The organism is Paenibacillus sp. 1_12 (genome assembly GCF_900114475.1).
Lineage (GTDB): Bacteria > Bacillota > Bacilli > Paenibacillales > NBRC-103111 > Paenibacillus_S.
In genome coordinates, this window is record NZ_FOTE01000003.1 from 46,244 (window position 1) to 70,597 (window position 24,354).

20 protein-coding genes and 3 pseudogenes are annotated in these 24,354 nt (G+C 40.8%); 18 read left to right on the plus strand and 5 right to left on the minus strand.

What is annotated here, in order from left to right; translation table 11 throughout:
• Nucleotides 1–51 precede the first annotated feature (51 nt).
• From BM210_RS07805 to BM210_RS07835, 7 genes and pseudogenes are all read left to right on the plus strand, one after another.
• Nucleotides 52–907 (plus strand): annotated as a pseudogene (locus tag BM210_RS07805) (manganese catalase family protein).
• 471 nt (nucleotides 908–1,378) lie between these two features.
• On the plus strand, nucleotides 1,379–2,119 hold the full coding sequence (locus tag BM210_RS07810) for a cysteine hydrolase family protein (RefSeq protein WP_091166252.1): 741 nt from the start codon (nucleotides 1,379–1,381) through the stop codon (nucleotides 2,117–2,119).
• A 236-nt stretch (nucleotides 2,120–2,355) separates the two neighbouring features.
• Nucleotides 2,356–2,694 carry an ArsR/SmtB family transcription factor gene (locus tag BM210_RS07815; protein WP_091167638.1) on the plus strand — a complete coding sequence of 113 codons (339 nt, stop codon included), beginning with the start codon at nucleotides 2,356–2,358 and terminating at the stop codon, nucleotides 2,692–2,694.
• Between the two features lie 81 nt (nucleotides 2,695–2,775).
• Nucleotides 2,776–3,294 carry an SRPBCC domain-containing protein gene (locus tag BM210_RS07820; protein ID WP_091166253.1) on the plus strand — a complete coding sequence of 173 codons (519 nt, stop codon included), beginning with the start codon at nucleotides 2,776–2,778 and terminating at the stop codon, nucleotides 3,292–3,294.
• A gap of 325 nt (nucleotides 3,295–3,619) precedes the next feature.
• On the plus strand, nucleotides 3,620–4,597 hold the full coding sequence (locus BM210_RS07825; protein WP_177237704.1) for a serine hydrolase domain-containing protein: 978 nt from the start codon (nucleotides 3,620–3,622) through the stop codon (nucleotides 4,595–4,597).
• Between the two features lie 333 nt (nucleotides 4,598–4,930).
• A complete protein-coding gene (locus BM210_RS07830) occupies nucleotides 4,931–6,682 on the plus strand; it encodes an ABC transporter ATP-binding protein (protein WP_177237705.1) in 1,752 nt (583 codons plus the stop codon).
• The gene (locus BM210_RS07835; protein WP_177237706.1) at nucleotides 6,660–8,438 is read left to right on the plus strand and encodes an ABC transporter ATP-binding protein; all 1,779 of its coding nucleotides are present in this window, start codon (nucleotides 6,660–6,662) and stop codon (nucleotides 8,436–8,438) included. The genes BM210_RS07830 and BM210_RS07835 overlap by 23 nt, the downstream gene beginning before the upstream one ends.
• A 62-nt stretch (nucleotides 8,439–8,500) precedes the next feature.
• On the opposite strand, the gene BM210_RS36190 is transcribed toward BM210_RS07835, so the two are convergent.
• The 3 genes from BM210_RS36190 to BM210_RS07845 form a co-directional block, all read right to left on the minus strand.
• Nucleotides 8,501–8,977 (minus strand): hypothetical protein, encoded by a 477-nt coding sequence (locus BM210_RS36190; RefSeq protein WP_371263439.1) that lies wholly within the window; start codon nucleotides 8,975–8,977, stop codon nucleotides 8,501–8,503.
• 42 nt (nucleotides 8,978–9,019) lie between these two features.
• Nucleotides 9,020–9,367 (minus strand): IS110 family transposase, encoded by a 348-nt coding sequence (locus tag BM210_RS36195; protein ID WP_371263440.1) that lies wholly within the window; start codon nucleotides 9,365–9,367, stop codon nucleotides 9,020–9,022.
• Nucleotides 9,368–9,736: 369 nt separating this feature from the next.
• Nucleotides 9,737–11,212 (minus strand): hypothetical protein, encoded by a 1,476-nt coding sequence (locus BM210_RS07845; RefSeq protein ID WP_091166259.1) that lies wholly within the window; start codon nucleotides 11,210–11,212, stop codon nucleotides 9,737–9,739.
• Between the two features lie 301 nt (nucleotides 11,213–11,513).
• Here BM210_RS07845 and BM210_RS35610 point away from each other — a divergent pair, with 301 nt between their 5' ends.
• The 4 genes from BM210_RS35610 (at nucleotide 11,514) to BM210_RS07860 (ending at nucleotide 19,042) form a co-directional block, all read left to right on the plus strand.
• Nucleotides 11,514–12,035 (plus strand): tyrosine-type recombinase/integrase, encoded by a 522-nt coding sequence (locus BM210_RS35610; protein WP_256223354.1) that lies wholly within the window; start codon nucleotides 11,514–11,516, stop codon nucleotides 12,033–12,035.
• Between the two features lie 52 nt (nucleotides 12,036–12,087).
• On the plus strand, nucleotides 12,088–12,318 hold the full coding sequence (locus BM210_RS35615) for a tyrosine-type recombinase/integrase (RefSeq protein ID WP_256223470.1): 231 nt from the start codon (nucleotides 12,088–12,090) through the stop codon (nucleotides 12,316–12,318).
• Nucleotides 12,319–12,416: 98 nt separating this feature from the next.
• Nucleotides 12,417–12,971 (plus strand): GNAT family N-acetyltransferase, encoded by a 555-nt coding sequence (locus BM210_RS07855; protein WP_091166260.1) that lies wholly within the window; start codon nucleotides 12,417–12,419, stop codon nucleotides 12,969–12,971.
• Nucleotides 12,972–13,300: 329 nt separating this feature from the next.
• A complete protein-coding gene (locus BM210_RS07860) occupies nucleotides 13,301–19,042 on the plus strand; it encodes an S-layer homology domain-containing protein (protein ID WP_091166262.1) in 5,742 nt (1,913 codons plus the stop codon).
• Nucleotides 19,043–19,051: 9 nt separating this feature from the next.
• Here the strand turns inward: BM210_RS07860 and BM210_RS07865 are convergent, their stop codons facing one another.
• A complete protein-coding gene (locus tag BM210_RS07865; RefSeq protein ID WP_091166263.1) occupies nucleotides 19,052–19,336 on the minus strand; it encodes an S-layer homology domain-containing protein in 285 nt (94 codons plus the stop codon).
• A 69-nt stretch (nucleotides 19,337–19,405) separates the two neighbouring features.
• On the opposite strand from BM210_RS07865, the gene BM210_RS07870 reads away from it, so the two are divergent.
• From BM210_RS07870 to BM210_RS07895, 7 genes and pseudogenes are all read left to right on the plus strand, one after another.
• Entirely contained in the window at nucleotides 19,406–19,774 is a 369-nt protein-coding gene (locus BM210_RS07870) for a stalk domain-containing protein (RefSeq protein WP_091166265.1), read from the plus strand.
• Between the two features lie 76 nt (nucleotides 19,775–19,850).
• Entirely contained in the window at nucleotides 19,851–20,006 is a 156-nt protein-coding gene (locus BM210_RS34245) for a response regulator (protein WP_143101014.1), read from the plus strand.
• Complete coding sequence (locus BM210_RS07875) at nucleotides 19,973–20,221, plus strand: response regulator (RefSeq protein WP_091166266.1); 249 nt, start codon at nucleotides 19,973–19,975, stop codon at nucleotides 20,219–20,221. Before BM210_RS34245 ends, BM210_RS07875 begins: the two co-directional genes overlap by 34 nt.
• A gap of 111 nt (nucleotides 20,222–20,332) precedes the next feature.
• A pseudogene (locus tag BM210_RS07880) lies at nucleotides 20,333–20,706 on the plus strand (glycerol-3-phosphate acyltransferase); the annotation flags it as partial.
• A gap of 130 nt (nucleotides 20,707–20,836) precedes the next feature.
• Entirely contained in the window at nucleotides 20,837–21,355 is a 519-nt protein-coding gene (gene lepB, locus BM210_RS07885; protein WP_091166268.1) for a signal peptidase I, read from the plus strand.
• Nucleotides 21,356–21,655: 300 nt separating this feature from the next.
• Nucleotides 21,656–21,895 (plus strand): annotated as a pseudogene (locus BM210_RS07890) (RidA family protein); the annotation flags it as partial.
• A gap of 335 nt (nucleotides 21,896–22,230) precedes the next feature.
• On the plus strand, nucleotides 22,231–22,902 hold the full coding sequence (locus BM210_RS07895; protein ID WP_091166269.1) for a CatB-related O-acetyltransferase: 672 nt from the start codon (nucleotides 22,231–22,233) through the stop codon (nucleotides 22,900–22,902).
• Between the two features lie 348 nt (nucleotides 22,903–23,250).
• Here the strand turns inward: BM210_RS07895 and BM210_RS07900 are convergent, their stop codons facing one another.
• Nucleotides 23,251–24,252, minus strand: a complete 1,002-nt coding sequence (locus BM210_RS07900; protein WP_091166271.1) for an NADP-dependent oxidoreductase — start codon at nucleotides 24,250–24,252, stop codon at nucleotides 23,251–23,253.
• Nucleotides 24,253–24,354: the final 102 nt, after the last annotated feature.

Genomic DNA, 24,354 nt, shown 5'->3' on the forward strand with positions numbered 1-24,354 from the left:
ACGAACCAAAATAAAGCGGAAAAATATAGAAGTGCTCAGGAGGCTATGTGTTTGTATTTCTACAAAGAAGACTTAATCAACATAATAGTTCCCGATAAGCCTGACCCTGCGGCAGCGAGAGTGATTCAGGAGATACTTGGCGGACATTACGGCGAAATGCATACCATGATGTAATACTTTTTTCAGAGTAATAATTTTCGCTGAAAAGAAACGCAGTTTCGTGATTTAATCCGCGGCGTGTTCCTTGAAGAGCTTGCACACGTGGAACTTGTTCAACGCACGATCAATCAACTACTGACAGGTTCCGGTGAAGAACATGCTGGCAACGCAGGAACCGATACCGCCCCGCTCGATGAAGCGGTAAAGCATGCGAATCCACACCACTTCATTATTGGCGCCCAGAGCTCACTCCCAGTGGATGCTGCGGGTAGCCCGCGGATGGGTAACTATGTATACAATCATGGCAACTTAATAAGCGATTTGCTCGATAATCTTGTGCTGGAATCCACCGGTGTACTTCAGAAGTCCCGGATATATGAGATGAGTTCCAACAAAACGTTCCGTGAAACACTCGGGTTCCTAATCGTTCGCGATAACGCTCATCAGAACGCATTTGCGAAGGCGCTGGAAACGCTCGGTGTTAATTGGGGCAAGCTGTTCCCTGTACCGAATTACGATATTAACAAGTACCCCGAATGCCGCAAATATGCGGAGAAGGGCTTCCACAATGCCCAATTTAATTTCCGTTTGGACAACACGCGGATCGGAGAGATCTACAGTGGACAATCACCGAGCAGAAACGGAGGCAGTTTGGAGGTCGTTCAATCGCCTGAAGGATTCCCTCTCCCGTATCTTGCCGGAATTGCCTAATGAGCATAGCCCCGGATTATATGATCTGAATGCTTAAGCTGCTCCCCCTAACCGAAGTTTGTCCAGGTCAGGGGGGATGTTTTAGTCAGATGTGGTTCTAAGCAGCAGCTAATAAACGTGATGGTCATTCCGCTAACTCCACAACATTATGATATAGTCAAAAATTTCAGTATTTGCGGATTTGTATTGTGTGATTTTATTCTTGATCGTTTCAAACCCCTTCGTATGGATATCTTTGCAAATAATAAGGAGTTTTATAATTTTCAAGTGAGCCTATTCATAATGTTCAGAGCTACCTGCCAAGTATACGACGATATAAGAACACCCTACCATAGCTGTCGGCAAGCGTGAAGGAGTTTCCTATTTAATCCAATTAATGCCTTCATTCCCATAAGGTTTGAGGGCTTTGTTGTGTCAATGGTGCTGTGTATATGCATTAACCTCGGATGTAACAATCTTGTTGAAAGTGACATATATAACTGTATAGCAGTATCTTAGGGGGATTGTTATGATATATCATTGCCCTATATGTGGTAAATGGTGTGAAAATTACAGTCAGGATTACAGGAATCAGATGGAAATGTATAGAGTAAAGGAACTGACAATTATCGACGAATGGAATGCAGTCCCCATCCCTCCCGCACCTGAGCTAAAATCAGTCACGATTGACCCGGAAACCAGTGCGCTACTAATCTTAGACATGGAGACCACAATATGTAAAAACCCTCGTTGTACAGCCTCCATCTCTAAAATTAGTAAGATATTGAATAAGGCCCGAGAAATGGGCATGCTTGTGATCTATAGCCTTACACATGCGGGAAGTCCCTCTGATATTGCCTTGCAGATAGCCCCATCACCAAGTGATCCTGTTGTGAAATCAAACGTTGATAAGTTCTACAGAACCAATTTAGAAAAAATATTGCAAGAACATGGGATTAAAACTGTTCTTATTACTGGCTATGCCGCCAATGGCGCAGTCCTTCACACAGCCACTAGCGCTGCTTTCCGGGGATATGATGTTATTATTCCAGTTGACGGCATGTCCGCTGTTGTTCCTTATGCCGAACAGTACACAGCGTGGCATATGATTAACAGTCCAGGAACCCGAAACCGGGCAACTCTTACAAAAGTAGACCTGATAAACTTTTTACCATTAGAAACTTCCTACCGGCACGGAATTATGAACATACACCGCAACAAACAACATAAGAAAGTACAAGGGCTGTCTCAAAAGGTCAATAGATCTTGAGGGATCAGCCTCTCTTTTTATATGGATTTTATTGTAAAATAGATAAGAACCCGTTAACTTCTTTCTTAAGTTGATGAACGGAGGGGTCTATTGAGCCCTATGATACCCTTCACAAGGTTTTAATATTCCTTTACAGGAATATTCTTTGTATGGTATATTGTTTTCATCAGGTAAGTATAAACTCCAATTACTAACGAAGGACGCGTACAATTACAGCAAGAGAACGGATGATGACCATGAATGCTAACGTCATGAGTGCTTTGGCAGAAACTAACCGCATGCAGATTGTTGAGCTTTTACGCGAACGTCCGCTCACAGTAGGGGAGATCGCCGAACGGTTGCAACTGCGCCAGCCTCAAGCATCCAAGCATTTGCGTGTTTTAAGTGAGGCTGGGATTGTGGAGGCCCAGGTGGACGCGAATCGTCGGATCTACAGGCTACGGCCGGAACCTTTCCAGGAGCTGGATGATTGGTTGGAGAGCTACCGCTTTATCTGGGAGGAGCGGTTCGACCGCCTGGATGACTATTTGCAGAAGCTGCAGAGCAAGGAAATTCGGAAAGAGCAGCAGGACTAAGCTTGGGATAATGGATGAGTTGTATGAACGCTGTGACAGGACTATTTTGATCAAGTGATGAAATTGAGGAGGAAGTTAAAAATGACAAATCAAATGGTATCCAAGGTAGGGGAAAAGGTGCTTATTCTGGAGCGTGAATTCAATGCTCCTCGCGAGCTAGTGTTTCAGGCGTTCTCTCAGGCGGAGCATCTAAAGCATTGGTGGGGTCCGAGAGGCTGGACGCTTCCGGTATGTAACGTTGATTTCCGTGTCGGTGGTGTTTGGCATTATTGCATGAAATGCGAGGACAGGAATCAGGGCGAGTTCTACGGCATGGAAGCGTGGGGAAAGGGGATATACAGCGAGATCCAGGTGCCGGAGAAAATTGTGTATACGGACTATTTCTCCGATTCGGAGGGCAATATTGCGGAAACGATGCCGGTCACGATCTGCACGCTGACGTTCATCGAGGTCGAAGGCGGAACCAAAGTCATCAACACCGCCGAATATGCAACCGCTGAAGGCTTGAAGCAGGTGCTGGATATGGGCATGCTGCAGGGCATCACAGATACCTGGAACAGACTGGTTGAGCATCTGGAGTCGATCCAGAAGAGCAGTTAAAGGGAGAGAATCTGGCGGAAACGCGAAGCTGCATGCATTAAGAACAGTGAATAAGGTCATTCCTCTTAGTGGGATTGATCTTTTTTTGATTATTTCCTAGGTGAGTGTGTTTTCCACTTTCTTAGACCCACAATTTTCATCCTCGATAATTTTATTCCAAGAGCATAAAAAAGCGATAGGGCAGAATACTTCAGTTCCAATAGAAAAGGGAGGTCTCTATTGAACTCCCTAATTCAATTTTACCACAATGATGAAAAAACTATAAGGCTTGATTTACCAATAATTTCCTATATGATTTAGTTATTAACTTATGGGAGATGATCCATTGCAGTCTCTAGAATCTAAGGTTCATAATTACTTCTCTTTTTTGGAAATGAACGATGAATACAGTGGAAGTGTATTGATCGCTAAGGAAGGAAAAATTATTATTAACCGTGGATATGGATTTGCGAATCGAGAGCACCAAGTAGCCAATACAACGGAGACCAAGTACAGAATTGGTTCGATAACAAAACAGTTTACAGCAATGGCAATCACAATACTTCAGGAACAAGGGATACTGAAGGTGGAAGACAATATCTCAAAGTTTATACCCTCATTTCCCAAAGGTGCACAGATTTCTTTACACGAATTGTTGACTCATTCGTCGGGCATTCCGAATATTACCCGACTCCCGAACATTAAAGAGATAATGAGGCATCCAACGACGATAGAAATTACAGTAAGTTTAATAATGGACTTCGAACTTGAATTTGATCCAGGTTCTAAATTCCAATATAGTAATTCAGGTTACATTCTATTGGCCTTCATTATTGAAAAAACAACAGGGCTATCTTTCGAGGACTTTTTAAATCGACATATTTTTGAACCATTAGGTATGACTAATTCTGGTTGTGATAACTTCAAAGAAATAATATTTAACAGGGCACAAGGTTATGAATATGATAATAAAATTGTTAATGCGGACTATGTTGATATGAGCTTTCCGACAGGAGGTGGAAATCTTTATTCTACAACCGGTGATTTATTTAAGTGGGACCAGTCGTTATATACGGAGAAACTAGTAACTAATAAAAGCCTTCAAGCAATTTTTACTCCACATGGTTTTGGCTATGGTTACGGTTGGTTTATAAGTAGCGATAATAATCGCAATAGAATTCATCATGGTGGTGGTATCGTTGGTTTTAAAAACGAGATAAACCGGTACATTGATGAAGGAGTTACAATAATAATCTTGAACAACTTATCAACTACAAATGTAGATAAGATAAGTAACGATCTGGCATCGATGGTCTTCCAGTAAGTAATAATTCTCATTAGCTATGACTAACGGGAAACTTTAGCTCAATAAACATCAGGAGAAGGCTGCTGGCATAGATCGGCAACTGCGTTGTGCTAATGGGCATTTTATCTCAATTTACTAAAAGAGGAAAGATGAGGAAATCTAAGATTTGTAGAGATAAACAGAGTTATTATTTTCTGAAAATCCTGAATTTAGGCATTGTAATGAGGATGTGTAAATCTATGCAAAATAGCGAACAGGTGTTTTTGAGGTTTGTAAAATAAGATATTATATTTTACGATAGGTAACATTCGAAACCAAGAAATAAGGAGGATGTTTAAGAGTGGTGAGTTTATGACAAAAAGGCAATGGGTCACAAAATTTATGTTGATGAACAAGTGGGTATTTTTATGTGGGTTCATCGTCACTACATTAATGACGTTGATCAATTTGATTTATCCGTTCCTCAACGCGAAAATTATCAATATCGCTTTTTATGATAAAGACATGACCGCCTTTTTGAATTTGTGCTTTATCTATGCCGGCATACTCTTTTTCAATCAGTTTGTCGTTGCGACGTTAAACAATCTCATTCAGTCACAGTTGATGACGGGTTTTGTCTTTGATATACGGCGGGCTCTTTTTAAAAAGATATTACATAAAAAAGGGAAAGACCTCTCTGAGATGTACAGCGGTGATATGATCAGCCGAATGAACAAAGACACCACGGATATTATGAAACTCATATTCACGAGCGGCCTTTGGGGATATTCCAACTTTTTGCATATAATATTCGCTGTCTGCTTCATGTTTTACTATAATATACTTTTGGGAGCGTTTACAGTCGTTCTGGTTCCCGTCGTGTTCTTTACCTCGAAACATTTCAAGAAAAAATCGCAAATTGTCAACAAAGATATTTCAAAGGAACAGGGCAAACTATCATCTTACTTGTTTGAAATCGCGAAAAATTTGCAGGAGATAAAAATCCTTAACGCATGTAAAAAAGTAACGAGGTTTTATTTAAGAAAAACGACATCCATCAATAAAATGAACGTGGAAAGCGGAAGAATCGACGTGACGACAGAAAGGGTTAATTCGTTCATCACTCTTATCGCGCAACTGGTGATATTTATGACCTGCGCCTATTTCATTGTTAAAGGCCAAATGCAGCTCGGCGTTTTTGTAGCCGCAGTAAGCTATTTCAATATGGCTGTGAACTACTTTAGCGTCATAAACGGCAAAATTGTTGATGTCGGGAAGCAAAACGTCTCATTACAACGTGTAGTGGATATTTTAAATGAAAATGAAGAAGATTACAAAGAAAGCCACCCTCCGAAACATATAAAGGAGGGTACGATTGAATTTAACAATGTCACATTTGGGTACACCGAAGATAAGCATGTTCTGAACGGATTCAATCTCCGTGTTGATGCAGGAAGCACAATTGGCATTGTCGGAAAGAGCGGCGCAGGTAAAACATCGATGGCGAACCTACTCTACAATTTATATAACGTTGACGGCGGCGAGCTTCTGATCGATGGAATGAATGTCAATGAATATAACCTACATAGCTTGCGGAGCCAAGTGGGTATTGTCCATCAGGAGACAATCCTTTACGATCATACCCTACGTTACAATCTTTCATTTACGAACAATAAGGATCATGATGACGCATTGATGGAAGCGCTTAAGAAAGCCGCTCTTTATGATGTTTTCCTGACACTTCCTAACGGACTGGACACGCTGCTTGGAACTGACGGGCAAGAATTATCCGGCGGGCAGAAGCAGCGTCTGGCTATCGCCAGGATACTAGTCAAGAATCCCAAGATTTTGATCTTCGACGAAGCCACATCATTCCTTGACAGCCAGAACGAAGCGCTTATTCGGAACATGATGAGGGATATGTCGAAAGATCGGACGCTTCTTATAATCGCCCACCGTTTTTCCACCATCAAAAACTGTGATAAAATCGCGGTTTTAGCGGACGGCGTTGTCGCAGGTTTTGATACTCACGACGTACTGATTACAAGCAATGAAACGTATATAGATTTATTCCACGAACAGTACATAGGAGATGAAGCGTATGAACCGGTTGGAAACCTTTAAGGCATTAACTCGGGATATAGATGGCATTAACAAGCCGTTGATTGCGCTTTGCTTTTTCAAGGTGTGGAACTTAATATTCGGGCTTATCCCTTTGTTCTTGTACTCGTTTTTGGTGAATCGAGTTTTAGTAGATAAAAATATGAACGAGCTTTGGCCTGTCATTATCGGTTATCTGGCTGTTTTCCTGTTCGCGACAATAGGGATCACAGTCAGTAAGAGGTTTTCAAACCGGTTAATACTGAAATATGACCTGAGAATAAAGAATAAATTGCTGAAAAAGTATACCAGCCTTGATCATGATGTATATAGCAAATATAGCATTGGCGACGTTAAGAGTCGGATTGAAAGCGATTCCACTGTTGCCGAGAATTTTTTTACGACCCATATATTAGATTTTATTTATGGCGTCGTTTACGCTGTTGCGCTGGCAGTTATTTTGCTATGTTACGACTGGCGGATCGCGCTTCTCAGTTTTATTTTTGTTCCGATATCTTTTTTAACGGTTAATTTTGTGGGAGGAAAATCGAAGAAAGCCAAAGAGGAACTATGGAAACTGCAAACCAAATATGAAACCTTTTTACACTCGAATATTCAAAACTGGAAAGATGTCAAGATCAACAACCTTGAGGACGCGCAACTGGATGAATTAAACGGACACTATAAGAAGATAAGGCCTATTTGGTTTCGTAGCCAGCTCTATTGGCATCTAGGGATTAGCTATTCGTTCTTCACGAAAAACTTCATTACCCAGTTGTTTATCTATTTTATTGGCGGATTATTCGTAATTAATGGTTACTCGCAAGTCGGTGTGCTGCTCGTTTTTATCAGCTTTTACGGGCAGTTTTTTGGGAATATAGAAAACATTAGTAATTCCATAATAAACTTCAAGAATGATTCGGTGAATATCGAAAAAATTGTCGAGATACTGAATTTAGAAGTAGTTAAGAGACCCTATAAAAAAATTGACGGAACAGATATTCATGTTGAAAATTTGAAATTTACATATGAGGGAAACGATTCATTTGCTCTTGACGGTATTTCGTTCTCCGTGAGTAAGGGTGAACATCTGGCAATCGTCGGAAAAAGCGGCAGCGGCAAGTCTACCATCGCTAGACTGTTGACAGGGCAGATTAAACCCCAAGGTGGTACTGTACGCATTGGGGGCATTGATATATACACTGTGAACAGCGTAAGTGTGTCAGAAAAAGTTAGTATAGTTGTGCAGGAACCCGTTCTTTTCAATATGACGATCAGAGAAAACCTATTGCTGGCAAAGGCCGATGCAACCGATGCGGAATTGATAGAGTGCTGCCACAGAGCGAGTATTTATGACTTCATTGAAACATTGCAGAATAAATTGGATACGATAATAGGAGAAAAAGGTGTAAAACTTTCAGGAGGTCAGAAACAGCGCTTATCTATTGCCCGTGCTTTTTTACAGGACAGGGACATCATCATTTTTGACGAAAGTACAAGCGCTCTTGACAACGAAAATGAGAATGACATAATTTCAGAACTCAAGAGCCTTTCATCGGGGAAAACCATGATTTCCATCGCTCACCGTTTATCTACTATTTTGAACTGCGACAAGGTGATGGTTTTAAAAGATGGCGTGATGGTAGCTTTTGATACCCATGAAAACCTGCGTAACAGAAACGAAACCTATCATTTGCTTTTCCAAAATCAGTATATAGCAGGTGGAAATGTTGTTGTAAAAAATACGGAGGATTTAGAACCTTTAGTCGTGGGCAGTTGATAAAGCATGTACAATACTTTGCCAATGAGATGTGAAGTGAACCGATACCAGCTAATAGGCTGTCAATTTTCTCCGATTTCGGCTAAAATTGTTGCCGCAAGTTTAGTGCGAATGCCGGGGATCGATTGGATCAAATCATACTCCAATAATTCTTGAGCCAAATCCTCTATGAACTGATCAAGTTTCGATAGATGGTCTTGGTATTGAAGAAGTAAATTAATAAGTAGTTCCAGAGAGATTAAATGACTTGGGAAAGCTGTCTCCTTAAAGGGATTACGCTCTGCTGCAGCCATTAACTTTTGTGCCTTTTCTATCGTCCAGCAGTTGGGATTAACATATCCCGCAAGATTCTGAATGTGCGTCATAACGTCTTTCTCGGATATCGCTAGACGTTGGATATAGAGCCAGGAAACGAGGGGAAAAAACACGCCATGATACTCCGGGAACACTTGATCTAACACCGCTTGGAATTGTAACTTTGCTTGAACGCACATATGGGTTAGAGACTCGTGTTGCCTTGTCAGGTAACGCAAATTCATTAGATATTGACCTCGTTTTTTGTAAGGCTCCAGTTCTTCTTTCTAGAACATTTCCCCCAACTGGTATGCATCAGCGGCATCCATTTTTACCTTGCGTAAATTAGCCTTTTTCGCTTGGTGTGAAAGTAAGGGATTAATGACGATATGCACAAACTGATGCTCATCCAAGAATTGAACAACTGGACTATGATAATGACCCGTTGCCTCTAATACGACTGCCGCACGTTTCCCAGTAAAAGATTCTAAATCTTGGGCATAACGAAGAAAAGACGCAAGTCCATCAAGATCATGATTAAAACGAAAAATCTTTCCATAGGGCGTTCCTCTGTCTGCAAAAGCTTGCGCGTGACTTTCCCCTTTGGACACATCCAAACCAATGACAGGGTTCACATCATCACTCCCATTATACTTTTCACCGGCAACCCCTAACCTTCTTGTCGTCCACATGTTCGCTTGTGATTCGGGATCATGGTCCCAACCAGCCTAATCATGGTTTAACAAGTAGGGGGGATGAACTGTATAGCTCTCGGGATCCACCTCCCACGGGCAGAAACGTTCGATCCCCGGCTACCGCTATCTTACGTCCACACAAAAATAAGGTCTACCAGAAAGATCTGGTGACCTCATAATACGAACGGGGAGTTTGTCGGAACAATACAGAAAGGAAATTTCTCCGATATATCGAATCAATAACAATCATGGTTCAGGAGCAGTTAAAATCAAAATTAAATTGCTTATGAGTTGATTTGTCACGGTGAATTATTTCAACTTCTTGATGAATTCATCAAGATCGATAGTTAAAGTGGTTGGTCTGTAAGGAAGCTGCTGAAGGACCAGATTACCGGAATAAATTGCTTTCCTATCCGCTTGATATAACGACATGGTATAAGTGTCATATTCCGCCGGATACTGATCGGCTGCTTGCAGACGGATGTGTTGCATTCGTTCGGAAATAGCCTGAATGATGTCAAGTTCTTGAATAATGATAGGCTTCCCCTCTTTAAGCTTTAATTCGATTTTATCGATGTGGGTCAAATCAAGATCTAGTATTATACTTAAAGGGATACCTTCTTCGCCTGGTTTTGCATCTTCAACGATTGTGATTTCATAGGCGATGGTTTGTCCGGGATAGCTCAATAAAGTGAATTTCGCTTTCCAAACCTCTACGGTCTGGCCAATCCTAAGGTCATCCATGCTCAGTTGAAGTTCCTGCCCATATCTATGGATATTGGAATCGTCGGGGAGACTGATCCAATATGCTTTAGGAGTAGGATGTTCTTTACCGGACCATTTATCATAATTGACAAAAAGCGCGCGTTTACCTGTATTATCGATAGACATGATTTTTCCGACAAGATCAGCCTTGTCAGAAAGGGTAAACGTCGTAATCGAAAGGGGAAAATAACCTCCAAGTGATTGGAATACAGCGTTTTTAAGGGCTTCGACCTCTTCGTCGTTTAATTTCTCGCGGTGCCGGTAAAGTCTTCGGACTTCAAGCCTGGCGACATCGTTTTCGGTATGCATCGAAACAGGTTCGATAGAGAATCTGGATAAGAGAGGCTCTAGCTCACGGCTGGAACGAAATTTTTCTTGGTAGAATGCAGCTGAAGGGGTAAGGGCTGCCGTTGAGTGTTGATTCTCGTAATGCTCAATTGTTTTAGTCGGGGCAATCCATTTTTCCCCTAAATAGGTTAATATACGATACCATGATTGGCAGTGATCTGATTCCGGCTGGGTACCCTCAGGGACTCCTTCGTTGCAAATGAAGAGCTGGCCAAGCGTCGTTACCGTCTGGGGGGAAAGTTGGCCTCCGTTACTTTCATCATCCGCAGGAAAATCGTATAGGTCCTCCATACCCATAAACGTGACTTCCATATGGACTGGGTAATATTTCTCTTTTACGACCGCAGATCCGCTTCGCAACCATTTATCGCCATACCACGTCTTTACGAGATACCAGGACCCATCTGATGGATTCGTTGAATCCTGCTCACTTCCGCCTGTTTCAGTTACTTGAAGCGATTGGAATGCTGATATGACACCAGCTGGCTTGCTGTCAGTGGACTGTTCGTCATAAACAGGTGTATCGACTAGCAATGTAAGCTTTCCCGGCTGTTCATTCCATCTCCCGCTTGCTTGAGCCTCTGAAGTGTACAACGTGTATATGGTTAAAGCAGCAATAAACATTCCCCAAATAACTGAGTATGAACGCTTGAATGCTTTTGTTGTTGGCATAATTACCACCCCTTTCCATATGTTAGACACAAAATAGAGCAAAAAGTTGTTCGTAAGGAAAAGATTAGAGACGGATGCCTCAGCCGTCGTTGGGGCACTGGTAGTCAGCGTATCTGTATAGCAAAATGATTTAAGGAAGCATCCGAATGAGAAGTTATCTGGCGATATAACTAAACTGACGTGGAACGCTAGTACAACAATACATAATTAAGATTAAACCTTCCCGATTCTAGCAATGCTAGAGTTAACTTAAAATTAGGAGGGTTTTTATTTATGACATTGAAGGATTTATGGATACTCTATGAAGCTGACAAACGCATTTTGGGATTCAGCACGCATACCAATGAAAGCATACTCTCTGCAACTAAAGATGTTAGTTCGTGAACTGGGTGATCTGGAGTTTGAGGCAGTCACTTTAAACTTGCTTAAAGACTACTTGGCTAGGGTATCGGAGCGGTTAAAACCTAACAGTTTAGGCCATAGAATTCGATTTGTACGCTACCTTTTTCGTTTTGCATTTGAAGAAGGGCATATAACAAGGAATCCTTCTCTCAAGCTGAGGGAGCCAAAGATGGACAAACGTATTCCGAAGTTTCTAATTGAGGAGGATGTTATTCATCTTAAGATTACCTGTCGATCTCACCGTGATCACACTCTATTGGAATTTCTATACTGCGCGGGCTGCCGCGTTGGAGAAGTTCAGAAAATAAATATTGAAGACATCAACTGGGAGAACTGTTCAGCTATTGTGAATGGTAAGGGTTCTAAACAAAGGGAGGTTTATTTTACTACTGAGTGTAGGGTTTGGTTAAAGAGATATTAAAGATACCTGTAAGGCATTGTTTGTCACAGAAACGAATCCTATCCGACGATTGATGATTCCAACGATACGTTGGTCTTTAAAAAAGCTAGCACAACGAGGGAAAATTACTGCCAATGTATATCCTCATCGATTCCGTCACACCTATGCTTGTCAATTGCTAGATAACGGTGCTCCACTAGAATTTATTCAGGGTATGCTTGGACATGAAAAAGCATCTACTACACAGATATATGCGCAGCTGCGAGGAGAGCGTAGGAGAGAATTATACGGTCGATATTTTTAGTGATATTACTACTCAAGTAGAGGGCAGGATAGGTAAAGGTAAAATTATACAAATACCAAACTGAAAATGTATAATTAGAGAAAAATGGAGGATAAAACATGGCACTTATATTTGAAACAAATCGTTTATTGCTTCGTACTTTTGAGTTATCTGATTCAAAAATGGTTCAACAATTAGCTGGCAACGAAGAAGTAGCTAGCACAACATTATCAATTCCTCATCCATACCCAGATGGGGCAGCGGAACAATGGATTGAGAATGTACGTCAATCCTTCGAAAAAGGGGATAGTTATGCTTTTGCGATGATTAAAAAGGAAGATGGATCATTGATTGGTAATATGAGCATGGGAGTATCTCAAAAGCATAAACGTGCTGAACTTGCTTATTGGGTAGGTCAATCATTTTGGGGGCAAGGATTTGCATCAGAAGCTGCTCGTAGGATCGTTCAATTTGGGTTTGAAGATTTAGATTTAAATCGCATTTTTGCCGCTGCAATGACAAAAAATCCTGGGTCATATAAAGTAATGAGAAAAATCGGTATGAAAGAAGAAGGGACTTTCTCTCAGCATGTTTTGAAGTGGGGAATCTATGAAGATTTAGTATTTTACGGAATGGTTAAATCAGATTATTTAAAAGGTGGCTCATTGATCTAACGGGTTACTTTAGCTCAATAAACATCAGGAGAAGGCTGCCGACAGCAATGGATCGGTATGTATGATATTCCTAATAATCGGACTGATTAAGCCAAAAGCAGTTATTTATTAATGGTTACTTTCTTCATCTCGCCGTTTACGCTCGTTACAGCAAGCTTCAGCTCCTGCACTTGCCCGCCAGCGGGCCTATTGGATATAATGCAAATTAATAGGTTCTACCTACCAAACTACCAGATGAATTAAGTATTTCAAAGCTTCAATTTTCCATTGACTATAATGGATTATATGTTAATATAATATGAAAACGCTTTCTAAAAGGAGGTTGTCATATGAAACTAAAAAGAAGTCTGGCACTAATATTAGTACTGGTGCTGATCGTATCGCTTATACAAGTTCCCGTATTTGCTGGTACGGACGCACTAAGCGGACATCCGCAACCGAATATCACCATTTCTGGTGGCAACACCTTTGTCAAAGGAGGCTCCTTCTCCTTTGGCGTAACCAGTGATATGGGTGGTTCTTTGACCGTATCAGTCAGCGGTTTAGCCGGCATGGCGGTGGAATCACAGCCGATAACGGCTAATTCCGAATTCACAGTCAATGTCCCAGCAATGCCGAATGTTTCCACGTCTGAAATCGCAGTAATAGTTCGGCCGGACAATCCATTGGATGTTGACCTAGAAAAGGCTGCTGTTACAGGCATGAAGATATTTACTGTGACTGCAAGAAGTGGTGGAGTGGCAAGTAGATTATTCAGCCTTGCTGCTACTCAAACGGTGGCTTCACCAGTAAAATGGACAAGTAAGGTTTTTGGCCAAGGTGTTGAGAATTCTGGTGAAAATGCAGGTAGTGTTACTAACTCTGTTTACAATCCCAATAATACTCTTACAACTGATCAAAATACTGGTAATATTACACTTTCCTCATTGATTGACAAAGGCAAGATTCAAGGAGCATCGGATGGTATTAATTATTACTATACGACGGTAGACAGCTCTAAAAATTTCCGTATCTCAGCAATTATGAACGTTAGCGCAATAAGCTTGCATGCTCAGAGTGCAGCAGGCTTAATGATACGTGACGCATTTGGGGCTAGTGCTACACCACCTTATGATGGTGCATCAAAGATGTTGATGGGTGGATGGCTCCAATCCAGTACTACAGGTTCAGAATCCGGAGATGCGAATTTAGCTAATCCGACTGTTTACAGGGCTAATAATAATACCTCACTTACAAAACCGTCAAACCCACAAACCATTAATATGAAAACAGGGGTAGATTATAGGGTTGAGATTGTTAAGGTTGGCAATAGCTATACTGTTTATGTTTCTTCCGGAAATAAAAAGGATTCAGTAACAATGGTTTCTACTTCTACTATAGGCCTCCCAAATAGTTCAGGAAAGGACCTATATGTGGGAGCATTTACTTCTCGTACTGCAACAGCAACATTTAAAGGCCTTACATTTGAGGAACTGACCGATTCAACAACTCCTGCGAGTCTTACTATTACACCTCCTGCAGCAGCATCTTTCTTTCAGAATACAACACCTGACTGGTCAGATATGGTGGTTAATTACAACACGGTTTCAGGTGCAACAAACTTGCAAGCACCTTCTACTGACTACTTTATCTCCGGATATGATAATCTTGCTGTAGGCACAGTAAGTGCAACAGTTTATTATCGTGGGGTATCTGCAATATTACCTTATACAGTTAAATATGACTATAGTGTCAACATGTATGTTTCCATTCCACCTCTGAAAAATACTTATGCTGTTGGAGAGGCATTTGATAGAACCGGACTTGAAATAAGGTCCAATAATGCCTCAGGTATGCAGCCAGTAATGAACGAAGGTACGGCGCAAGGAAATTACACTTTAAACGTACCTGCCTTCGATACACCTGGAAAGAAAACAATCACTGCTACAAGAAGTGGGGTTAATACCGGTGGTGTTAATCCGTTGACGGTAACCTTTGATGTGGAAGTTAAGGATATTACCGTAAATAGTCTAGAGATTTCTCAACCACCATTAAAAACTTCTTATTATGTAGGTGATACATCATTTGACGCTTCAGGCACTGCAGCTGCAACTAAAAAGCTCCTCTCAGGTATTATTGTCAAAGCGGTTTTATCTGATGGTACAAAGAAAATAATGCCTATGGATAATGGAAATGGGGCTGGCTATACTGTCAATTATACTACCCTAAGTACAGACTTTGTAAAGAATGCCGGCACAAGCAAAGTAACTATATACTATGCAGGAAAGAGCATTGATATAGGCTTCGATATAATCAAAGTTGCTAATTCAAAGCTTGTTGCTACTACATATCCTAAAACAACCTACAAAATTGGTGATACTATAGATCTCACCGGCATGGTTGTTAAAGCGCAAAATAACGATGGCACCTACGGCTCGGTGCTTGCAGCCGGAACCGACTACACTACTGTTACAACGGCGGTAGATATGAGTAAAGCAGGCCTGTACAATATCACTCTTCAGGGAATTGGTTCAAATGAAGGGTTAACTGGTACTGTACCGGTTTCTGTGAGGGTGGTGCAGGATTATACAACCGGCTGGAAGCAGGTTACATTCGGTCAGTCCGCTAGTAAGGGACCTAATAACGTGTATACTGTAACTCCGGCAGCTAGTTACGGAACCGTTTCACCTGGTACTACTATAGATCTTGAAACTAAAAACGGCGCAGGTAAGGTCGCTGACGGACATGACGGTATAAATTATTATTATCAAAGACTAAGTAAGGATGATAATTTTAAGCTGACCGCGGATGTAAAAGTTATAACCTTCAGTAATCCGGACGGAGTAACTGCCATTTATGGTCAGGAAGCCTTTGGACTTATGGCACGTGACCGAATTGCAACAGATGGCGATACAAGCGTTTGGTCGTCTTCCATGTTTATGGGCGGTGCGAGGGGCAATACTTCCTGGAATGCTTTCTACCGTGACAATCGGACGGAATATATCGAAGGAGCTACTGCTACTAACCAGAGCATGCCTAATACATCCACTACCGGCACTATTAGTCCGTTTGATAGATTAGGGAAGACAGGTACTGGTATAATTAATACATCTACTATTACTATTGAGCGTAAGAATAATAACTGGTCTGCAACCATTAAACAAGGTACGAATGTGAAGACCTACTCAATTAACAACGACATCCCGCTGGACTATTATGATTCGGATTACATTTATGTTGGATTCTTTACAGCACGTAACGCTCATATACAGTTCTCCAACACAGAATTATCAGTAACATCATCAGCAGCTGATATACCAGGTCCGATTATCGCTCAGGCAGCTGTTACTCCTGCGATAACAGTTCGCTCGGCTGCCAGTACTACATCCTCAGACTATAACTTGGTTTATACCTCCACTGCGGAAGGTACAGCTAATATTTATTTGAACAGTAACCTCGTTGCGTCACAGGAAGTTAAGACTAATGTTCCAATGACTCAGCCGGTGAAACTAGGTGGTGTAGGTTCTACAAATGGTATTATTGTAGAGTTCTTCCCAAGTACTTCTAAACAATATTCTAGTTATGACAGAATCGTTTCACCAATTCCGGTATCTGTAGTACAGGGCTTTGACACGCTTTATGTCTCACCTGCAGGGGGAGGAAATGGGCAGACCTCAGCAGCGCCTACTACTTTTACAGATGCGGTATCAAAGCTGGCCCCAGGCGGGACAATTTACCTTTTGTCGGGTAATTACGGTGGGTTAACTCTCCCGCGTTACAATGACGGTACAGCGAAGGCCTATAAAAAGGTTATAGGACAGGCTGGAGTTAAAGCTACATCTCTCGCTGTCCAGGCAAACTTCTGGCACGTGAAAAACTTTGAAGTCGCAGGTGGAAGTGTATCTATCAGCGGTAATGACAATATTATTGAAATGATTAGTCAGCACGGCTCAACAAATGCAGGTATACAGATTTCACGTGGAGATGCAGCCACACAGCCTTCACTGGCATATTGGCCTTCACGCAATGTTATTTTAAACTGTGAAGCATATGACAACAGGGATGCAGCCGAAAACGATGCTGACGGGTTTGCTGCCAAGCTGACCAGCGGAATCAATAACAGATTTATTGGAGATGTAGCGCATCATAATATTGACGACGGATGGGACTTATATGCTAAGAGTGTTCCCATAGGTCCCTCTATTTTGGACTACTGTATTGCCTATGCTAACGGGCATACCTTATCGTACCCAAATACAGTCGGGGGAGATGGAAACGGATTCAAGCTTGGTGGTGAAGGCGTTCCGGTCGCACACTCTATTTCTAACTCAATAGCTTTTGGAAATAAAAGTGCGGGCTTCACATCCAACTCAAATCCGACGTTGATTGCAACAAATAACGTATCCTTCGACAATATGGGAGCTAATATTAACTTTGTAAGCTATAGTAATGTCCCAGTACGCGGATATGTCGTAAATGGTTTCTACTCATATCGCAAGGACACTGCTTCTACTGTAACTACGAATGATGTTATTGAGTCAATGAAAGATTCTGCTATTGTAAAAACCGATGGCAGAAAGCAGTATACAAACAATCCCCATTCAATATATTTATGGGATGGAACTACGAAAACATCAACAAACGATATAGGCCGTAAAGTTACAGATAATTTCTTTGTTAACTTAACAATGCCAGTTGGTTATCAGACAGCGGCACCGTTAGTGTTTGAAAGAGATAAAAAAGTGACGAATGAGGTTCCGTCGGGAACTTATTCATCAAATCTACTATTTGGGGATTTCTTAAAGCTTACTTCTCTTGCTAAAGACCATACACACGTAGGTGATGTCACATTTGATGCCAATGGTGGTGCCTTTGACGATAGTACAATAGAAGGCAAATCCCTTCCGGCGTATTATGATGAAGCTAGGGGTAATGCTTTTGTAACCCAGACATTGCCTGTTGTGAGTAGACCTGGTTATGCTCTTGCAGGATGGTCTACAAGTCCAGATGGATTAGGAACTCAGTTTACAAGTAGTACACCAGTTAGCAGCAGTGGTCTGGTGGCTTATGCGAACTGGAAAGATACAACTGCACCGGTTGTACCACCACAAGGTCAAGCTCCTACAGCTCCATCGGGACTTACCGCAACTGCAACCCCAGGGATTAATCAGGCTAGCTTAACGTGGAATGCAGTAACTGGAGCGACTGGATATAATGTATATCGAACCGCAAGAAGTGACGGGAATTTCGAATTAATCGCTTCTAAAATCAGTAATTTAAATTTCTTGGATACAGGCGTTTTTAACGGGTTGATCTATTATTATGCTGTTACTGCTGATAATGCGTATGGAGAGAGTGCGAAATCCGTTCAGGTAAGTGTAACGCTTCTATACAACAATAAGTCGAGTGGAAGCACTGGGGGGGGCACGACGACAACACCTGCGACGCCTACAGTACCAACGCCACCGACAGAAACGACGCCAACAGAAGCAGCACCATCGAAACCATCGACGAATCCTAGCACACAGCCGTCTTCTGAAGGTAAAAAATTCACCGATGTGAGCACAAATTATTCATGGGCAAAAGAAGCGATTGAGTTACTGGCTTCAAAGGGGATCATTCAAGGCACATCTGACACCACCTTTGATCCGGATAAAAAAATAACAAGAGGTGATTTTATCACCCTGTTGGTTAGAGCGCTTGATATGAAAGCTGAGTTTAGCTCTAATTTCACCGATGTGAGCAGTAGTGATTATTATTACCAGCCTCTAGGTATTGCTAAACAACTTGGTATTACCACTGGAGTAGGGGATAACCTCTTTAATCCAAAACAAGAAATCTCCAGGCAAGACATGATGGTACTGTGTGCAAGAGCGCTTCAATTATTAGAGAAGCTCAAGCTTACAGGAAATATCTCGGATCTTGCCAGCTATAGCGATAAAGGATCGGTTGCTTCTTACGCTGAAGAAGGTGTGGCTTCCATGGTGCATCAAGGGATTGTAGAAGGAAATGGAGCTGGCCTCAATCCTCTCGGAAATGCTACAAGAGCGGAAACAGCGGTAATCATCTTTAGAATCCTTAAGAAATTGTAAAAAATAAAGTTATAAAATGTAATATTTGTTATGAATAGGTGTTTCAATGGTTTTGGAGGCTGTCCCGCAAGGTTGGAAGGACCTGGTGCAGCCTCTTTGTCTATTTATATATGGGTATGCCCAGTGATTAAAATGAATATCAAGATAGTTAACTTCTTTTTGTTTCGTTAATTTTAAGCCACGAACCAACATCGCCGCTGCCTCTGCTCTCGTAATGGATTTATCCGGCATGAAGCTGTAATTGTTATAACCGTCAATCACCTTTTGTTGGGTTGCGAGACAAATGCTACGCAAAAGGCCTCATGGCTTTAAACTCACGTTTATTAAACCATTTCGTTAAGATCCAGACGGCTATCAGCAGGAATGAAAACGATTAAAAAGGATGGTATGGAACTTTTTCACTTGAGACAGACGTCGGAGATGTATGGCTACAGCATAGAATGGAACAGCAAGGAAAGTTCAGTAACCTTGGTTTACATGGGTAAAATGGATGGAAATATGATGAAAGATGACATGATGATGAAAGACGACGAGATGATGGAAGACAACATGATGGAAAGTGGCATGAAGCCAGCGGGAGAAACGATTAAATTATGGATTGGATCGAAAAAAATTATGGTAAACGGAAAGCAAGTTAACCTGAATATCGCTCCTATTATTGACGATGGTAGCACTTATGTGGTTGAGACGTTGATCACTCAATATATGAAGCCGGCTTGGGCGATGAAATGATTTGGGCTGAGTAGGGCAATTATCTTTAAAGTATGATTGAGTCAATTGTATTTTTCGGGATTTGGGGTGGGTCTGATTGAATGAACGAGTACTGGTCGCTGATGCCGATACGAATATTACAGATGTTTGTCGCAGGTATCTGGAACGAGAAGGCTACCCTCGTATGACCACTAGAGACGGCTTGGAGGCATTAGAGCTATGGCGCAGTCAAACTTCGAATTTGATTTGCTAGACCTGATGATGCCGCATATGGATGGTTGGCAAGTGTGCAACGAGAATCGTCAATCCGAGGACATCCAGATTATCATGCTGACTGCGCGCGGTGAGGAGCAAGATCGTCTGATCGGACTGATGATGGGCGCATATGATTATTTGATTAAGTCCTTCAGTCCAAGAAGCGTGCCGCGGCGCAGCGTATCGCTTGTGAAATTGGGTATCACACCTTAATCACCCTACACGCGGCTGCCGGCATGGATCGGCGGCCGCGTTGTGCTAGCTGGCAGGATAGTTCAGTTATAAGCGTACTCAACTGAAGGGTGCGTAAGCCTTTTAGCGGCAGGCGCAGGAGCTGTTATAGGGTATAACTGGCCGGTATATTTTGGGTTTAAAGGAGGCAAGGGAGCACTTACAGCAGTGGCTGTGCTGTTTATGGTTGACTGGGTTATGGCCCTTTTATGCCTTGGCTTTTTTGTGATAATAGTAGTTTTACCCGATATGTTTCTTTAGGCACAATATGTGCTACAATGCTTTTTGCGGCTATTTCATTTATTCCTTTTTTTGGTAATACCTTATATGTTTATACATTTGTGTGCCTAATGGCGTTTATGGTTACTTTCAGGCATATGGAAAATATACAAAGACTGCTTTCAGGAACAGAAAATAAACTTATTTTTTCATTTTTTGGCGGAGTTGAGTATGTCGTCAAAATATAAAAATTTGGAATTAGTTAACTAAGAAAACATGAGCATTTAAGAGAAAAGTGATTCTCCATAGAGGCAGATTAATGGAATTAGTCCGTAAAGTTATTTGCTGCTAATGAAATGAGGGAAAACAGCGTAACCTTTGAACATAATAATTAAAAGTTGGGGAATAAGCTTTCTAATTGCAATCGTTGCATCGTTGACTATTAGAACATTTGTCGCAGAAGCTATGATTGTTCCGACTGGTTCGATGCTTCCAACCATTCAAATTAATGACCGATTAATTGTTGAGAAAATAATATGGATGGATGATTATCAGTTTGGTGATATTGTTGTATTTTATCCACCTATAACCGAGAAGGTTAATGAAAGGTATGTAAAAAGACTCATAGGAACTCCTGGTGATGTGATTGAAATTAAGAACGGGGCACTGATTCGTAATGGTGTAAAAGTATCCGAAACTTACTTAAACGAGCCAATTCGGTATGAATTTGGTCCGATTACTGTCCCCGAAAACAAATACTTTTTTTTAGGCGACAACCGTAATGATAGTTTCGACTCTCATTCGTGGACTACCCCTTTCGTGGATAAAGAAAGGTTGATAGGGAAGGTAGTTTTAAAAATTCCAACTCATTTAATTGATAAGAGGGATTTAAGGTAAGCTTTTTACTATCTTAGCTTCGCTCCGCTAACTGGGAACTATATTGTAGGAACTTGCTACGTGGCAGCTCCTCTTGTCCATCGAAGTATCGGACAGGATAATGTATAAGTAAAGCAAATACACAAATGTTTACCAATAAGAACTAACGTTCTATAATGTATGTATCTTAAATTACAATTATAGAAGGGGGAAAACTAAATGATAAAAAGAATTCCAACTAAATTTAGCTATTCCAAAGCAGTAGTAGCAGGAGATTATGTGTTTATTGGTTTACATTGAGGTTTTGGAGAAAGTTTCACGCAACAAATACATAGTACCTTTTTAGGATTAAAAGAAACTCTTCTGAAATGCGATATTTCATTAGATAAGCTCGTTAAGGTGAATGTGTACCTTAAATACATTGCGGACTTACCAGAAATGGAAAAAGTGTTTTTAGATTACTTTGATGAAGATAAATGTCCGGCTAGAATGACCACAACAACAGAGTTTATCGACTCCGATTGCCTTATTATGATTGATGGTATAGCATATAGCGCTTGAACTATCGGGTAAGGAGAGTTCAATGAAAATACATGAGAGGGCTGCCGACGATTATTGTTTGGCAGCCTTCTCAGCGAACGGGCAGGATTGTTCCAATATGTGTTGAAAAACATGTAATAATACATTTATAGAAGAGGTGCCTCGATTAAAATATATCGAAGTAGGTATAAGTAATACCTGTTGACGAACAAATGATTCGTTTGTTACAATGTCCCCATCAAAAGGGAAAAGGATGAGTACGATGGTTCGTCGTTTGAAACGGTTTAAGAATGTTGCTACTGCATCAAGCTTCTAAGTAAAAAAAGACTTATCTTACTTAGAAGCGAGGGAAAAGAATGAAACAACATCGGTTCAACCACTGGTCTGAAATTAAGTATCTAAAGGATATTGTCACCAACCCAATGATTGAAGTAGGGGAATACTCCTACTACTCTGGTTATTACGATAGTCATGATTTTGAAGATGGGTGCGTTAGATACCTTTGGGGAGATGAAAAATCAAGAAAGTTATTTAACCCCATCGAAGACCATGGTTGGCTTTTAGATAAATTGATTATAGGAAATTACGTATGCATTGCAAGTGGTGTAATTATTTTAATGGGTGGAAATCACAATCATCATCCTGAATGGATTACCGTGTATCCGTTTTTGGAGCAAATTGAAACTTCTTACGAACCAAAAGGAGATACAATCATCGAAAGTGATGCCTGGATTGGTATGAATGCAATGATTATGCCCGGTGTGAAAATAGGTGAAGGTGCCATTGTTGCGGCTGGATCGGTTGTCGTAAAAGATGTCCCACCATATACGATAGTAGGCGGCAACCCTGCTAAAGAGATAAAGAAACGCTTTCCAGACAAAGAAATCGAAAAGCTAAAGGAAATGCGTTGGTTCGATTGGGAACGTGAGAAAATTGAACGAGCCAGTCATATCTTCTCAAGTTCTTCTATTAATCAATTATATGACTTTTATCAAAGGGAAATAAAACCATATGACCACTTCTTTTAATAAAAACGACTCGAATGCACGGATGACACGGAACAAGTGAAGTAATAAAAACAATTTAAGCTTTTAATGACTATGCTGATCTTATTCCTCTTCGCACAGAATGATTGATGTACAGCTTGGCGTTCAATAAGTGAATTATGGATTAATCTAATCACAATATTATTCAACTAACGAAGAACGATAGTTCAATAAAAGAGAAGTCAAAAGAAGCCACTCCATTTTTCGGAGTGGCTTTGTGTTTATTTGTTGAAGTAAATCTTATGTTTAAATTGTACTTTGTGCTTAAATACTATACGGTGAACCGTATCACAAATAGTGGAAAAGCGGAAAGCAGAGGTCTTGATCAGATTACTTTAATCTTATAATAACCTTCCCTTTAGCCCTTCCTGTTTCTAAATATTCAACGGCTTTTTGTGTGTCTTCAAAATCATAAATTTTATCAATTACAGGCTTTATTTTATTAAGTTCAATAAGTTGTTTAATATATTCTAATTGGGTTCCGCTGGGTTTCATAAAAAGAAAATGATAGTCTACGTTATGCTTTTTCTCTAGTGCAGTAATCTTTCTGCTCACAATGGATAATATCATTGTTTTTAATATTCCAAAATTTTCTTCTCTACCAAATTTGGCGTTGGGTAAAGCCGAAATTGATACAATTTTGCCGTGTGGTTTGAGTATTTTAAAGGATTTCTCTAATGCTTCTCCGCCCAGAGTATCATAAACCGCATCATAGTCCTTTAATATTTCCTCAAAGTTCTGTTTTTTGTAATTTATGATCAGGTCGGCCCCTAAGGACTTAACTAACTGATACCCGTTGTCACTTGCTGTAGTGGCAACATAGGCGCCCATTACCTTTGCAAGTTGAATGGCGAAGGTTCCTACTCCCCCTGCCCCTGCGTGTATCAGTATCTTCTGGTCTTTCTTGAGATCCAAAATATCGGCGAATGCTTGTAGGGTGGTAAGTCCGATCAATGGAATGGAAGCAGCTTCTTCGAAGCTTAGATTTTGTGGTTTTAGCGAAATATCTTCTTCGTTAATGGCTATATATTCCGCAAAAGTCCCGATGCGACTTTTTCTCGGTCTGCCATAAACTTCATCTCCAACTTTAAATGCTGTAACTTTTGAACCCAATTTTGTTATTTTTCCAGAAAAATCATTGCCAAGTATTAAAGGGAAATTGTATTTGAGAAGGAATTTCGTTTTTCCATCTCTTATTTTAAAATCGATTGGATTCAAGCTGGCTGCATGAATTTCAACAAGAACATCTTGCTCTCCAGCTTCGGGCACCGGCAATTCTGCTAGTCTTAAAGGCATATTTTTTCCGTATCCATCAATCACCATTGCTTTCATATCCATCACTCCCTTAAATGTTTATGCGTTCAAACCTTTAAACTAAAATGTTAAAAATTTTTGTTTCATACTCGACTGTACAATGATTGTTTTTATATTTTT

Excerpts from the sequence above, each read along its gene's own strand:
- BM210_RS07810 (WP_091166252.1), top strand. The coding sequence starts at position 1,379 with ATGATATATCATTGCCCTATATGTGGTAAATGGTGTGAAAATTACAGT.
- BM210_RS07815 (WP_091167638.1), top strand. The coding sequence starts at position 2,356 with ATGAATGCTAACGTCATGAGTGCTTTGGCAGAAACTAACCGCATGCAG.
- BM210_RS07820 (WP_091166253.1), top strand. The coding sequence starts at position 2,776 with ATGACAAATCAAATGGTATCCAAGGTAGGGGAAAAGGTGCTTATTCTG.
- BM210_RS07830 (WP_177237705.1), top strand. The coding sequence starts at position 4,931 with ATGACAAAAAGGCAATGGGTCACAAAATTTATGTTGATGAACAAGTGG.
- BM210_RS07835 (WP_177237706.1), top strand. The coding sequence starts at position 6,660 with ATGAACCGGTTGGAAACCTTTAAGGCATTAACTCGGGATATAGATGGC.
- BM210_RS36190 (WP_371263439.1), bottom strand. The coding sequence starts at position 8,977 with ATGAATTTGCGTTACCTGACAAGGCAACACGAGTCTCTAACCCATATG.
- BM210_RS07845 (WP_091166259.1), bottom strand. The coding sequence starts at position 11,212 with ATGCCAACAACAAAAGCATTCAAGCGTTCATACTCAGTTATTTGGGGA.
- BM210_RS35610 (WP_256223354.1), top strand. The coding sequence starts at position 11,514 with ATGAAGCTGACAAACGCATTTTGGGATTCAGCACGCATACCAATGAAA.
- BM210_RS35615 (WP_256223470.1), top strand. The coding sequence starts at position 12,088 with ATGATTCCAACGATACGTTGGTCTTTAAAAAAGCTAGCACAACGAGGG.
- BM210_RS07855 (WP_091166260.1), top strand. The coding sequence starts at position 12,417 with ATGGCACTTATATTTGAAACAAATCGTTTATTGCTTCGTACTTTTGAG.
- BM210_RS07860 (WP_091166262.1), top strand. The coding sequence starts at position 13,301 with ATGAAACTAAAAAGAAGTCTGGCACTAATATTAGTACTGGTGCTGATC.
- BM210_RS07870 (WP_091166265.1), top strand. The coding sequence starts at position 19,406 with ATGAAAACGATTAAAAAGGATGGTATGGAACTTTTTCACTTGAGACAG.
- BM210_RS07875 (WP_091166266.1), top strand. The coding sequence starts at position 19,973 with ATGGCGCAGTCAAACTTCGAATTTGATTTGCTAGACCTGATGATGCCG.
- BM210_RS07895 (WP_091166269.1), top strand. The coding sequence starts at position 22,231 with ATGAAACAACATCGGTTCAACCACTGGTCTGAAATTAAGTATCTAAAG.
- BM210_RS07900 (WP_091166271.1), bottom strand. The coding sequence starts at position 24,252 with ATGAAAGCAATGGTGATTGATGGATACGGAAAAAATATGCCTTTAAGA.